12 protein-coding genes are annotated in these 13,093 nt (G+C 56.3%); 4 read left to right on the forward strand and 8 right to left on the reverse strand.

Going from position 1 to position 13,093, the window contains the following annotated elements; genetic code table 11:
- Positions 1 to 69 precede the first annotated feature (69 nt).
- Positions 70 to 999: a DMT family transporter gene (locus NXF97_RS03300; protein ID WP_274956460.1), complete on the reverse strand. Its 930-nt coding sequence runs from the start codon at positions 997 to 999 to the stop codon at positions 70 to 72.
- A 44-nt stretch (positions 1,000 to 1,043) separates the two neighbouring features.
- A complete protein-coding gene (gene arfB, locus NXF97_RS03305; protein ID WP_274956461.1) occupies positions 1,044 to 1,454 on the reverse strand; it encodes an alternative ribosome rescue aminoacyl-tRNA hydrolase ArfB in 411 nt (136 codons plus the stop codon).
- Positions 1,455 to 1,555: 101 nt separating this feature from the next.
- On the opposite strand from arfB, the gene NXF97_RS03310 reads away from it, so the two are divergent.
- The 3 genes from NXF97_RS03310 to NXF97_RS03320 all read left to right on the forward strand — a co-directional run bounded on the left by NXF97_RS03310 (position 1,556) and on the right by NXF97_RS03320 (position 5,760).
- Positions 1,556 to 3,061 (forward strand): hypothetical protein, encoded by a 1,506-nt coding sequence (locus NXF97_RS03310; protein WP_074009910.1) that lies wholly within the window; start codon positions 1,556 to 1,558, stop codon positions 3,059 to 3,061.
- Between the two features lie 66 nt (positions 3,062 to 3,127).
- A complete protein-coding gene (locus tag NXF97_RS03315) occupies positions 3,128 to 3,844 on the forward strand; it encodes a class I SAM-dependent methyltransferase (RefSeq protein WP_074009909.1) in 717 nt (238 codons plus the stop codon).
- Between the two features lie 140 nt (positions 3,845 to 3,984).
- Positions 3,985 to 5,760: a DUF748 domain-containing protein gene (locus NXF97_RS03320; RefSeq protein WP_274956462.1), complete on the forward strand. Its 1,776-nt coding sequence runs from the start codon at positions 3,985 to 3,987 to the stop codon at positions 5,758 to 5,760.
- A gap of 53 nt (positions 5,761 to 5,813) precedes the next feature.
- On the opposite strand, the gene NXF97_RS03325 is transcribed toward NXF97_RS03320, so the two are convergent.
- Positions 5,814 to 6,143 carry a hypothetical protein gene (locus NXF97_RS03325; protein WP_022372615.1) on the reverse strand — a complete coding sequence of 110 codons (330 nt, stop codon included), beginning with the start codon at positions 6,141 to 6,143 and terminating at the stop codon, positions 5,814 to 5,816.
- A 4-nt stretch (positions 6,144 to 6,147) separates the two neighbouring features.
- The gene (locus tag NXF97_RS03330) at positions 6,148 to 6,531 is read right to left on the reverse strand and encodes a nitrous oxide-stimulated promoter family protein (protein ID WP_274956463.1); all 384 of its coding nucleotides are present in this window, start codon (positions 6,529 to 6,531) and stop codon (positions 6,148 to 6,150) included.
- A 159-nt stretch (positions 6,532 to 6,690) separates the two neighbouring features.
- Between NXF97_RS03330 and NXF97_RS03335 the strand changes: the two genes are divergently transcribed.
- Entirely contained in the window at positions 6,691 to 7,584 is an 894-nt protein-coding gene (locus NXF97_RS03335) for a DMT family transporter (protein WP_022372613.1), read from the forward strand.
- Positions 7,585 to 7,655: 71 nt separating this feature from the next.
- Here the strand turns inward: NXF97_RS03335 and NXF97_RS03340 are convergent, their stop codons facing one another.
- The 4 genes from NXF97_RS03340 to NXF97_RS03355 all read right to left on the reverse strand — a co-directional run bounded on the left by NXF97_RS03340 (position 7,656) and on the right by NXF97_RS03355 (position 12,803).
- On the reverse strand, positions 7,656 to 9,257 hold the full coding sequence (locus tag NXF97_RS03340; protein ID WP_274956464.1) for a hypothetical protein: 1,602 nt from the start codon (positions 9,255 to 9,257) through the stop codon (positions 7,656 to 7,658).
- A 27-nt stretch (positions 9,258 to 9,284) separates the two neighbouring features.
- The gene (locus NXF97_RS03345; RefSeq protein WP_274956465.1) at positions 9,285 to 9,983 is read right to left on the reverse strand and encodes a hypothetical protein; all 699 of its coding nucleotides are present in this window, start codon (positions 9,981 to 9,983) and stop codon (positions 9,285 to 9,287) included.
- A 201-nt stretch (positions 9,984 to 10,184) separates the two neighbouring features.
- Entirely contained in the window at positions 10,185 to 11,078 is an 894-nt protein-coding gene (ccmI, locus tag NXF97_RS03350; RefSeq protein ID WP_022372611.1) for a c-type cytochrome biogenesis protein CcmI, read from the reverse strand.
- Between the two features lie 102 nt (positions 11,079 to 11,180).
- Positions 11,181 to 12,803 (reverse strand): ammonia-forming cytochrome c nitrite reductase subunit c552, encoded by a 1,623-nt coding sequence (locus NXF97_RS03355; protein ID WP_274956466.1) that lies wholly within the window; start codon positions 12,801 to 12,803, stop codon positions 11,181 to 11,183.
- Positions 12,804 to 13,093 lie beyond the last annotated feature (290 nt).

Consider the following 13,093-nt stretch of genomic DNA (forward strand, 5'->3'; position numbering starts at 1 on the left):
CTGCTGAGTTTATAGCGGGACAAGCGCTTTGTCTAAGCGCGGTACGCCGCACGGATGCGGGGCTCTTTTCTACCGATAGAAAACCCGCAGTGACAAAAGCACCCCGAGAACAAGAAGCACCATACCCGCGGTCATCGACCAGACAGGCCACTCCAGCCGCAGAATATGCGCATAGACAACCGCAAAAAGCGTCTCAAAAACAATCATCTGTCCCGCAAGGGCCGTCGGAAGCCGCTGACTCATCTCGCTCCAAAACACGGTTCCCACCCAGGAGCACAGAAGCCCTGAGGCAATCATCACAAAGACAAACCAAACGGGCTGCGGCCCCAAAAGGGGGCCGCCCGCGTTAACCGTTGTCTGCACGAGAGCAAAACCCGCGCAGGCAACAGGCAGCGTTGCCAGGCCCTGCGCCGTGGTCCACGCGCGCGGCGTCCGCTTCGGATGGTCAATCAGCCAGTCGGCGTTACAGATCGGGTACCACGTCCAGACCGCCAGGGCGGCAATACCGAATAAAACACCGTACCAGAAGCGCTCGGGGTTACCCTGGCTCGCAGCGACCACCGCGTTAAATTCGGAGATGTTGGCAAGCACGAGGCCCGCAAAAATAAGAACCAGAGCCGGTATGAGGCTTCGCCAGCGGACAAACCGTCCGCGCTTTTTATCTCTGAGGTTTGCAATCACCGCAACAAGCACAGGGATAAGCGCCATGCACATGCCGGCAAAAGGCGCTCCCGCCATATTGATGCAGTTCACAAGAAGCCAGTAATAGACACAGTTACCGAGCACCCCGAGGGCGCAGGCCGTCCCCCAGTCTTTAAGGGTGTAGTGCGCAAATTCGTGCCGCTGCATCCACATCAAAGGAACCGCCACCAGGCCGAAACTGATGTAGCGGGCCGTCGCGATAATCACAGGATCGTAGTCCGGAAGCACCAGCGGAACCAAGTACACGAAGCCCCAGAGTACGCAGGCACCGAGACCGTAGAGCACACCGGAGAGCATGACCGAATCCTTGGAGATGATTAAGGCAACAACGGCAGATTCTCTCAGAAATCGCCCGGTTTTGCGCGGCGGGCTGCCTTAATTTCGGCGTGCCGCGCCTTGGCTTTAAGCCGGCGTTCGCGGGCGCCCTTGCCGGGGCGCGTGGCAATGCGGTGTTTGGGCTTAACCAAAGCCGCCGAAATCATGACCTCAAGCCGGCTTCGGGCGGCCCGGAGATTGGCCTGCTGGGTGCGCTCGGTCTGCGCTTTAATGAGAAGCACGCTGCCGTCCACAAGTTTTGCGGCAAAAAGCGTGCGGAAGCTCTCAACCGCGTTAGCAGGCAGCCCGCTCTCAGACAGAGAAAACCTCAGTTGCACGGCCGTAGCGACCTTGTTGACATTTTGCCCGCCCGGGCCGCTGCTTCGCACTGCGCTCCATGTAACGGAGGCTTCTTTGATCACAAATTTTTCTGACATCGTTTTCCTGCACTGCCGCCAAAACCGCGCTCCAGTTGGTAGTTTCGCGTCCGTAATGAGACAATTCCGGCAACAACAATTTTTTCAACAAACATCCTGCAATGCGTCAGTCCGACAACAATCCGGCCGTGAACGACACCGACACCCGCGTGCGCGAGAGTGTCCGGGTTAATTCGCCCCATCAGATTGAATTCAAGGAGCGCGTTGCTTTTCCGGAAAGCGCGGACTCGGTGCGCTACGAAACGGAAACCTATATTTTTCTGCCGCCCGCGCTGCAGGTAACGCCCGAACACTTCACAAGCGCCACACTGCTGCGGTCTCTGAAAAACTACATCCGTCTGCGGGCTCCGAAGCTGCCGCTTACCGCTTTTGAAGATAACGCCGGTCCTTTTGCCGATCTTGACAGTGCGTTAAAGGACATCAACGTGCGAACCGTCAACGCCGATGAAGACTATGAAAACGCCGTGAGACGCTTTGCACTTACCTACCGGCAGAGCGTGAAGTCGGCTCTGGAAACCCTTGCTCAGGATCCGGACAGCTGCACGACGGAAGATGTACGGCGCATTATCGGACAAATCACCGGAATTCTCGCGGCTTACCGTAGCCGCCAGACCTATCTTGTCACGCTCGGCCGCGAACTCGGCAACAACCACGCCTGGGCCTACTGTGATGAATTCATGAGCATCATCACGGCTTACTACCTCCGTAACGTCTATCTGGCGCTTGACTTTGAAAAGCAGGAAATCGTGCTTACGCTCTGGGAAAGTGAAAAGCAGTACCGGCTCAAGCACTACCCTTTGAGCGTCCCGGGCGCCGGCGCAGACAATGAAACGCTGCTTTTCCGCTGGTCGGTACTTAAAAAGTACGTGAGCAGCCTTTTGTTTCTTGAAGCCAAAGTCCAGGGCGGACAGCCCATGCTGCTGCATTCCCTTTACGGTGTTGCGGCCGCGGTCTCCATGCTCTTTGCCACCATCATCGCCTTTTCCTGGCAGGGAACCTACGGGTCACTCTCGATGAACCTCTTCTGGGCCATGGTGATTGCCTACATCTTCAAAGACCGCATCAAAGAGAGTTTAAGAGCGTGGCTTTACAAGCGCTTTCAGAAGTGGATTCCCGACAGGCGTCTGCAGCTTGAGCGCGGCTCCTACCGGCACGCCGGTCAGGTTGAGGAATCGTTTCGCTTCATCAATGCCGAGCAGGTCCCCGAAGCCGTCCGCAAGCTGCGGGAGTCCGCGCACACCATTGAACTTTTAAGCGGCAAACTCCCTGAGGACATTCTGCTTTACAAAAAGGAAGTAACGCTTGAGAAACTCAGGACCCTCACGCAGGACACCGGTAATTCCGTGCTTGACATCATGCGGCTTAACATCAGGGACTTTCTGCGCTACACCGAAACCCTTTTTGAAGAGCTTCCCGTGCTTGAAGAGGACGCTGCGGAAACCGCAGCCCGTCAAGCCTTCGGTGAAAAGATCTATCACATCTACGTGGCCCAGCGAATCAAAATCGGCGAAAAGCGTGCCGTAGCCATGCAGCGGCTCGTCATTAATGCCCAAGGCATCAAGCGCCTTGAGACCGTGCAGCCGTTGACCACCCAAAACGAAGACTGACGCCGCGGGCAACTCACCGTGCGATAATTGTCGATACCGCTTTTCGTTTTTTTTCAGAGGTTCCCCATGATTCAAAACACCGCTCTGACCGAATGGTTCCGTCACGTGCCCGAGGACAAGTGGCTCAGAGATCCTGCCGCTTCCCAAAATGACGCGCAAGCGATCTGGGACAAGCTGGGTCTTAAGCCCGGCATCCGGATTTTTGAATGTCCCTGCGGCAAAGCCGACATCGGTTTTCCCCTGGCGCGCATGGGCGCCATCATGAGCGGCATGGACTTTAACCCCCACTTTGTGGCAGCGGCCCGCAACAAGTTCTACCGCGCCGATCTTCCCGGGACCTTCACCAACGACGACATGCGCCACGCGGTGTTCCCGCACAATCAGGATCTCATCATCAACTGGGCGAGCTCCTTCGGTTATTTCAGCGATGAAGGCAACAAGGATCTGCTCGAGCGCTTTGCCGAAAGCCTCAAGTCCGGGGGTGAACTTTTAATCGAAGTCGCCAACCCCAAACTTGTAATGAGCGGCAGGGCCACGCGCCTTATCGCGTCCGGCGAAACGGTGCCTGAAACCTGGGACGAAGAAAGCCGCCGCGCCTCGGTTGTTTTCCCGTCCAATGAATACCGCGGTCCGGTGGTCGCAAGCATCCGCGTCTACACCACGGACGAATACAAGGAAATGCTCAAGGACGCGGGCCTTACGCTTCTTGCCTTCTACGGCCAGGGCTTTACCGAATACACCGATGAGAGCACCCGCCTCATTGTGCACGCCAAAAAACCGTAAACCGCATAAAGCACATACGGCGCTCAGAGCCGGCTGCAGGACTGCAGCCGGCTTTTTGTTTGGGCTTGTTTCGGAGTTACTCAAAACTACGCACCTGCGGTAGGATGATTACAAACAAAAATCCGAAAGAGGAAAACCGTATGGCCGTCAAGTTTCTTTTCAAAACCGCCGTTGCCGCTGCTGTTGTGGCGGGCGCCTATGCCGCCGCAGGTTACTGGGGTGTGCCGCAAGGCGTGCGCTGGGGGCTTGAGACGTATCTGAAGCCCGCACTCGGCGCAAAGTCCGTCACGGTGGAGTCCGTCACCTTTGATCCCTGGAACTGGACACTGGAAGTGCGCGGCGTCTCGGCGCTCTCCACGAAAAACAAATCCCTTCTTTCCTTAAGGCGTTTTTATGCCGATGTGAGCGGTGAATCGGTCACAAAGCTTGCCCCCGTTGTTTCGGCGCTTTACGTCGAGGGCCTTAAAGCGAGCATCACGACTGGCTCAAAGAAAGTGGAAAGCGCCAAAAAGGAAGCCTCGCAGACCTCAGCCTCTGATAGTCTCACTCTCCCCGCCTTCAGTATCGCCGACATCCGTGTAACGGACAGCGCCGTGACGCTCACCAATTCCAAAGCAGGCGTCTCCTGCGCGGTGACTGACGTCAACCTCACGCTGCCGCTTGTGTCAACGCTGGCGGCCGGGACCCTCGCTCCGGTAACGCCCGCGCTTTCACTGAAAATTGACGGACGCCCTGTCAAGGCTTCGGGCACGGCTGACATTAAGAGCGCCGCCTTAAAAATTTCCGCAGCCGATATTGATGCCGCCAAGCTTGTGAGAGCCGCTGACCTCGCGCTGCCCGTGCGTATCGACAAACTCTCCGTGAGCGCCGACACCGACATCACCTTTAAGATGGCGGGCAGCACCCCTCAAGTTACGGCCAAGGGGACGGTTGCCGCCAAGAGCGTTGACGTAAGGGATGAAGCCGGCAGAAACTTTGTGAAACTCGCTTCGGCAAGCGTCACGGTCGGACACTTTGATCTCGCAAAGCAATCCGTGAGCGTCACAAACGCCGAAGTTCACTCCCCGGACATCACGCTGCGGCTTGCGCCCGCAAAGAATTCCGGCACGAAGAACGCTCCCGCAGAAAAGAGCCCGGAGACCTCCTCCGCCTGGCAGTGGTCGCTTGCCAAAGCCTCGCTCACCTCGGGCACCGTCACCGTGATTGATCAGAGCGTCAAACCCACGGCACAGCTTAGGATCGCGCAGATTAAAGCAAGTGCTCAGGGACTCTCCTCACAGAAAAACAAAACCGGGACCGTGAGTCTCTCGGCCAGACTCGGCTCCGGCACGGTCTCAGCCTCAGGTCATTTGGGTGTAGCGCCCTTAAAAGCCGATCTCACGACCAAGATTGCCGCCTTAAATCTCGCGCAGTTTAACGGCTGGGTAAAGCCCCTGGCGGGCGCTCAGCTCACCTCCGGCACGGCGCAGCTTGCGGGCAACCTTTCCTACAAGGACGCAATGACGCCGCAGATTGCCTGGAAAGGTGACTTTTCGCTTGTCTCGCTTGCCGCAAAAAATGCCGCAGGTAAAACGCTCATGACCTGGAAAAAGGCTTCCGCGAACGGTGTTGACCTCAAGTCCGTGACACCGGTGAACCTCACGGTGGGCGAACTTGTCGTCGAGCAGCCCGCGCAGAAAGTGACAAAGACCGTTTCCACGATTGCCGATATTCTCGGAGCCGTGGCTGCCGCCACCGGACACGAAAACACCGCACGCCGCGCGGGTAAGGTGAGTCAAACGGTGCAGAAAGATATCCGCGTGAAAAACCTCGTCTACGCCGACGGCCGCTTCTCGGTTAACGGCATCGGCCGCGGAACACTCGAAGCACTTGCCGTGGAAACCTTAAACAGCATCTTTGCCAAGGCAGGCAAATAACCGTCAGAGAGCCTGAGTAAGCCCGGAAACCGCAAGGTACGCCCGGGCTTCTTTTAAAGGCTGTAATGGTCCTTGATTTTGGCCGTGAAAAAAGCCCAGGCTGACGCGAGCGTATAGACCGCACACACAAGAAGAATCACGCAGGCAAGCGTATAGGGGCGGCCTTCGGCCATCCGTTCGTTGACAAGCCTCAGTGCAGTGCGGACCCACTCCACCCCGAAAAAGACGAGAAACCCGACTTCAAGCCACTTCACCCAGCGGTAAGGCACCAAAAGAAAAAGCGCAAGCGCCGCAGGAAGCGGCAGCAGAGCCTCGTAGCCGTTAAAAAGAAAATGCGCCTCCATCAGAAGCAGGCTCACAATCGGGAAACACAGGCGCCACATGGTTTTACTTGTCCTTTGGGGTAACAGCAGCCGCGCGGGTATTGCGGGGTTTTTCGGGCGGCGTCACCGTCATGCTTTTATAAATATGTTTAATGCCCAGAATCGGGTGCTTAAACATAATACGCGGTCCGCCGAAGCGCATGACCCTTGCCGTCTCTTCGCGCATCTCGGGCTTATAGCAGTGGATTCTGCACTTGGCGCACACGGGCTTCTCCTCTCCGAAGGGGCAGCAGGCAAGGCGCTTTCGGGCGTACTCATAAAGCGCTTCACACTTTTCGCACAGCCCCTCTTTCGTGCCGTGATGCGCGTGGCAGTAGTCGGCTTCCTCTTTAAGCGCGCCTTTCTCAAGACGCTGCATACGGTCGTCGGTCATGTCTGAAGCAAACATATCAAAACAGTGTTACGCATGATAGGCAAAAAAGATGAGCGCTATCTGAGCAAAATCCGCACAGGCCAATCATTGTGCGGTATTTCGGAATCCTCGGTACGTCTTTAGAATTCCACGCGCCTTTCCGTGTCTGTGTAACCCAAGATTTTCTCTGTCCCCATGCTGCAGTCATTCTGGATGCTGGTGGCGGCTTTCTTTTTTGCCGTCATGAGCGCGTTTGTAAAGCTCTCCTCCGCCGAGACCGGTACCTTTGAGATCGTCTTTTGGCGCTCGCTCATCAGTTTTGCGGTGATCTGGGGCTTTATGCTCGCAAAAGGGTGTTCTCCGCGCACGAACTATCTCACGGGGCACTTAAAGCGCTCGATTCTGGGGACCGTTTCCTTCACGATGTGGTTTGCGACGATGGGGCACCTCCCTTTGGGAACCTCGACGACGCTTAACTACACGGCGCCCCTTTTTATTGCACTCACGGTGATCGTGATTGCACTCAAAAACCGGGAAAAGGCGCCCTGGCTTCTGGCGCTTGCCATCGTCACGGGTTTTATCGGGGTGTGTCTCGTACTGCAGCCGTCGGTAAACGGTGAACAATTTAAGTGGGCGCTTCTCGGGCTTTTTGCCGCTTCCATGGGACCGATTATCTTTTTCCAGATCAAGCAGCTCGGAAACCTCCATGAGCCCGCCTGGCGCATCGTCTTTTATTTTTCGCTTGTGGGCACCATCTGGGGGCTCGGCGGCAACCTCATCCTTGAGGGCGGTATCGGAGGCCACTCCCCTGAAACATGGGGTGCGCTTCTCGGCGTCGGAATCACCGCAGTTCTCGCGCAGGTGTGCCTCACCCGAGCCTACGCATACGGCAACATGATGCTCACGGCCTGCTTTCAGTTTGCAACGATTCCGATTGCTGAACTTATCGGCACGTTCTGTTTCGGCGAGTCGCTTCCGGCAACAGCGTTGACCGGCATGGCGCTGATTCTCGTTGCGGGCTGCGCGGCATCGGTCATCACCAAACAGATGGAAAAAAAACGGAAAAAGAAGGCTTCTTCCGGGCTTTAAGGCTCATAGCCCGGACGCCGGTCCGGGCTTATGCATCCGGTTACTTCGTGTTGTTTAAGAAATTTAGCGCCCTAAACAACCCGCGCTTGAAAGCGCGGGGTTTCCTGACACAGTGCAGGCTTTCCCGTAACAGCCAAGGTTTTTGAGGCCTTGTCTGCCCGGGCGTCCCCTGCACCACAGGAACATTTAAAACGCAACCGCTCTACGGGTACGGGCTTCATCAGCTCGATCCGTCGGTTCCGGCGAAGGACTGCTTCGTCTTGCCGATTCGCTGGTTTGTACTGCACTATCGATCCGGCGTTCCCTGAGACTTGTTTGAGCCTCGCAAGCGCTGATTGCTCAGCCTTCAGATCGTAGCTGTCAGTGGCGGGATCCGCAAAATACAGGTTCATGGCGGCCGCAAGGTCGCGGTCCATGTACCAGTCCGTGTCTCCCAACCGATGACTTCTCTCCCAAAGAGCTTTCTTCCGGTACGTTCCCGTTTCGGGATCGTGCTGACTCGGGCGCAGTTTCCGGGGACTGACTTGCACCACACAACAGCCGGCGCTTTCAGCCTTACTTGTCATCCGGGTTATCAATCCTGCAATACCGCTTTTGCCCAAACTCTTGCCGTATCCGGCTCTCTGAAATGCTTTGTATGAGTTCTTCTCCACAATGACGGTGCCGGCCCTGCCGAACACCTGGTTAATCACTTCGCCGTGCAGGCAACGGCGGGTTTGCGCCTGGCGGCGGTACAGATCCGCAAGTTTTGCCTTTGTTGCCTTATAGGTCTTGGATTCCTTCCAGACAATCTTTTTTCCGGCGGCTTTAACGGTGCCGTCCGCGTTGTAGCACTCCCGATTCGTGTCTCTGCGGGAGCGGTCCATGGCACGTAAAAGACGCGCAATCTCCTTTTCCTGAGAGACAGTGCCCGCGCTCACCAAAATCTTTTGCTGCCACTCGGGGCTGTAAAAAGTCATGGTCCTCGGGCCCGGGTCAACAGCCACCTTGAGATCTTTGGGAGCATAAACGTGCTTGACGGGCGGTACGCCTTCGACAATGAGCTGAACAAAGTAGCGCATACGGCCGCGGATCATCCGCCGGACAAGACGGCAGTATTTGACACGCTTAAAGCCGGACGGATCTGTTGCTGAAAGAAGAGCTTCTTTCTGCCAGGCATCCGGCGCTTCAGCCTTTATAGCCAGATCCAGAACCTCGAGCGTCCACGTCTTAGTCTTCCAACGAAGCCCCGCTTTGTTTGATTTTCCCTCAACGCTGTGCAAGCCCCGTTTAGCACTCTTAAACCGCGGCTGACCTCCCTGATGAAGCAGCCGGCGCTCAATGCCCTGCCAGACACGTGTGGCAATTTTCTGCGCTTCGTTGATGCCGATGCGCTTTGTAAAGCCGCCCTTGGCACGGTGCTCTTTCACGACATCATGCAGGGCATACTCGGAAAGGTGGGCGGACTTCTGAATTTCCTTAAACCGCTTGTTGCGGTCTTTGCCCTTGGGCATCGCGGCCGTGAGCTTCCATGCTTCAGTGCTTTTCATGGCGCGCACGCGTTTCTTTGCCGTTCCGAGAACAGCATTGAAGAGCTGGCGTGCATCGGAGAAGTAGGTCTCCAGTGCACTTTCCTGATCCTCTCCGGTTTTCAGGCCCAGCTCGATGACAAAGGACGGTGTGCGCGATTTCATAGCGGCTGAATATACCTTAAGCGAAAACTATGTGCATGGTTTGGCTGCGTTTGCTCCAAGATTAAAAAATTTCGAAAGCCCGCATTCCTCCCGGGGCTCAAGCCCCGGGCTTCCTGCGGGAAATTCTGTGACCGTTTTAACCTCAGCAAGCTCTTCGGGGTTAAGTTTGAGTTCGCCGCTGCGGTAAAGGGCCAAAAGCCTCAAGCCCTCTTTTTTAAGGCAGTAGGACGTAAGCGGATACCCAGCAAAACCCTGCACGCAGTATATGGAAATCGCAAAAACAGCAGCAACCGTAAGGCCCTGCTTCATGGCCGCGGTCTGCATCATCGTTGCCGCCGCAATGCCGCCTGTGAGCGGCGGAAGCCCCGTGATGACGAGTGCCCGGTCCATAAAGAAAGGCGCAATAAAGTACGCGGCAAGGCACATACCCAAAAGGCCCGCAAGGCACACCGTGACGGTGCGCCACTGCTGCATCAGCTGCTTGAGACTGATGATTGTGCCCAAGTGGGTAATCAGCAGATAAATGCAGAGCGTCGCGCCGAACGGAATCAGAAACGAGTCCTTCACAAGGTCGTGCGGCAGAATAGTCCAGTACCCCAACAGCAGCAGGACGGCTGACACAAAGACCGAAGGAACCCAGGCTTTGGTTAAGGTGGAAACCACCTCACCGATGATGATGACGCCTCCGCAGATCACAAAGGCGAGCAGAAAGTTGTACAGGCTCAAACTCCACGAGCCAATCAAGAAAAACACCCGCCTCCCTTTGGAAACGGACGCCTTTCGTCATTGTGGGCTTATGCCCGTGGGACGACTCAGAGAAGTTTGATGCGCTTTATTAACGGCACTCTCAGTAGCCTGTTTAAGTTAGCGGCCGTGCAACGTCAGCTGCCCGGTCGTTTCAAAAGACAGGAGATCAAAGAAAAGAGCCTACTTCTGCCGGCTTTCGCGCTCCATGCGCGCAGCCTGGCTCGCAGCTTCGGCAATGCTCTGATAGGCCGGGTCGTTTGGATCGGCCTTGGTAAGAATAAATTCGAGCGCAATACGCGCCGTTTTCCAGTCGTGCGCCTGAAACGCAGCCATCGCGAGAAACTCCTGCACCCGGAGGTTGTTTTCGTCAATCACGGCGGCCTGCGTGAGAATCTCAACAGCCTTTTTGTACGCGGCCTCTGTTCTGAGGTTCATGGTGGCCGCCCCGTACTCCATCAGTACGTCCGTGTCTTTGCCGGCAAAACGGCCGAGACTCACAGCCTTTTCATACGCATCAGCCGCTCCCTGCCAGTCAGAGCTCTGCGCAAGAGCGCGCCCGTAGAGCACCCAGGCACGTTCATCCTTGGGATGCGTTTCAAGAAAGGCCTTGAGTTCAGCCGCGCCCGGCGCGCGGTCGTTAAGCCCGAGCGTGCCGTCGGCACGCATGATGCCGCCCTTTTGCACCGAGTCAAACAAATCAATGGATCCTGCGGCTCCGAACCACTGATAAAGCCCCAATACCGACACCGTCATCAGCACGCACACGGTAAGCGCCGTCGCAACGGGAGCGCCTTTGCCCCCGAGCGTTCTGCCGCGGGCCTCAGAAATATCCTGCAGCGCACGGCGCCTGACGTCCTCGACGCTTGCCTCGTAGCCAGCCTTATCGAGAAGCCCCGCATCAAGATCGGCCTTGAGGCTCTCCATCTGCTGCGCCAAAAGGACGCGTGAGGTTTCCTCGGCGCTTGCGCCTTTGGTACGGAAGAAGCTGTGCCCGAGAAGCGCCGGCACGACAAAGGCGCAGGCAATGAGAATCAAAAGGGCTGCAACGCACCAGAAAATAATTTCGTGTGACATGGTCTTTTGGATCAAGAAAAAAGCGGACAACCGAATTTTCGATCATCCGCTTCTCGTTTCGGTCAGGCGAATCTTACGGGATCCGCCTTTTCCGAGTCTGACTTATTTGGCGCGCTTGGCGGCCATTGCGTCACGCAGAACCTTGGTGGCTTCCTGAGCTGCGGCGGCAGACTTCGCAAGCGAGGCCTGAGCCATTTCAGGATTGTGGAACCAGGCACCGTTCACAGCCGTCCAGTATTCCCAGTTGGTGTGAGCAACGCTGTGCAGTTCGCGGGCCTTCTTGAGAGCGGCCTCATCAACACCCATGGCGTTGGCAAGATCGAAGGCGTTGAACATATCCGTCATACGGCTTTCAGCTTCACGGAGCTTACCCATGTAGTAAGCGTGCATGCCGGAAATCGTGCGCTTCATTTGGGCTTCGGTCTTGTCCTTGTGGCAACGCAGGCAGGTTTCCTTCACGTAGTACTTGGAGCTCGTGGCCCAGTGGTTCGTGTAGGTCTTGCCGTCCTTGCCCTTAACCTTGGGCATATGGCAGTCCTTGCAGTCCACGCCGGCCTTGCCGTGCTTACTCGTCCAGTACGTCTCAACATCGGGGTGCTGCAGCTTGGTCAGCAGCGCACCGGTGGTGTTGTGCTTGAAGTCCTTGAAGTTGATGTGCTTGTAGAAGTCATCAATGCGGTCAACAGCGACGAACGGGAAGACATTGGTGCGCTGATCGGACATCTTCACAGGCTTACCAGTCTTGGTATCGATACCCGGGTTGCAGTTGTACTCAACGTGGCACTGAGCGCACATGAGCTTGGAGTCCGCCTTTTCAAGGATGGCGATCTTACGGGTAAAGCCGCGCACGCCCATATCCTTAACTTCGATCTTGGTGCGGTTCGGATCTTCGGAGTAGACCGTCGGGAAATCCGTACGGGTCAGAGCCTGAATCAGACCGTCACGCACGACACGGGGTTTGGCCGAGTGCGGATCGTGGCAGAAGTTGCAGTTAACCGAGTGGCTCGTCTTGCGGGCCATGTCAACGACATTGCTTTCACGCGAGAACGTGGCGCCTTCAACCTTGTCGCCCATGTAGGCCCAGTCAAGCATCAGGTCGGTGGACTTACAGCTGATGCATACGGGGTTGGCGGCAGCTGCCGTCCCCGGACGACGCGGTTTCTGCAGGTTATCCTTCGGATACAGGTCGTTCATGACCTTCCAAGCATCGATCGCACCGCTGCCCATGGAGAGATAGAGCCAGCCGTCCTTCGGAACAAAGCGGCCGCCGAAAGCACGGTCGCAGAGGAACTGATCAAGCACGGCGAAGGTGTGGCTGCGGAGTTCCGCATGTTCCTTCGTAAAGCCGTGGCCGCCCAAAGCGCGGTCAAAGAACGGATCGGGCGCAACGCCTTCAGCGGCCTTCTTGCTGGCACGCGGCGTACGCTGATCATTGACCTTATACATCGACTTGAACTGTGCGGGGTGGCAGCTGCCGCAGGTCTTCGGATCCATGCTCGTCACAGGGCGGGTGTCTTTGCCCGGCGCCTTCAGATGCTTTGCAAGACCCGTGTGGCAGGAGGTGCAGGAAACGCTCTTATGAGCGCCGCTCTTATGAAAATCACCGACATTACTGTGGCAGGCCACGCACATCGTGGTGTTGACCTTCTCAGCAGCTGACGCATTGGGGGCGATTGCCAAAGCAACCGCAGCGGCCAGGCAGGCCTGCATCACGTGTTTGATCATGTTGTGTCTCCTTTTATTTACCCGCCGCAAGACCACAAAATCAAGTCCCCACGGATTCCTTATATGAAGCTTATTTTCACACAATTTCGGGATAATCTGAAGAATGTCTTAAGAATCCGACATATTGAGCCGTCTCAGTGAGTTACTGCCCGTCATGATTTACGTTTGGGCCAAATGGCGCGCCACGACTGACTTAAGCGATGATTAAGAAAGCGGGGTTTGCTGCAGAAAAAATCTTTTCGATACGAAAGGCGTAAGGGTATATCCCTACAAAAATTTATAAAACTCAG

This window comes from Duodenibacillus massiliensis (assembly GCF_928721995.1).
Classification (GTDB): Bacteria; Pseudomonadota; Gammaproteobacteria; order Burkholderiales; family Burkholderiaceae_F; genus Duodenibacillus; species Duodenibacillus massiliensis.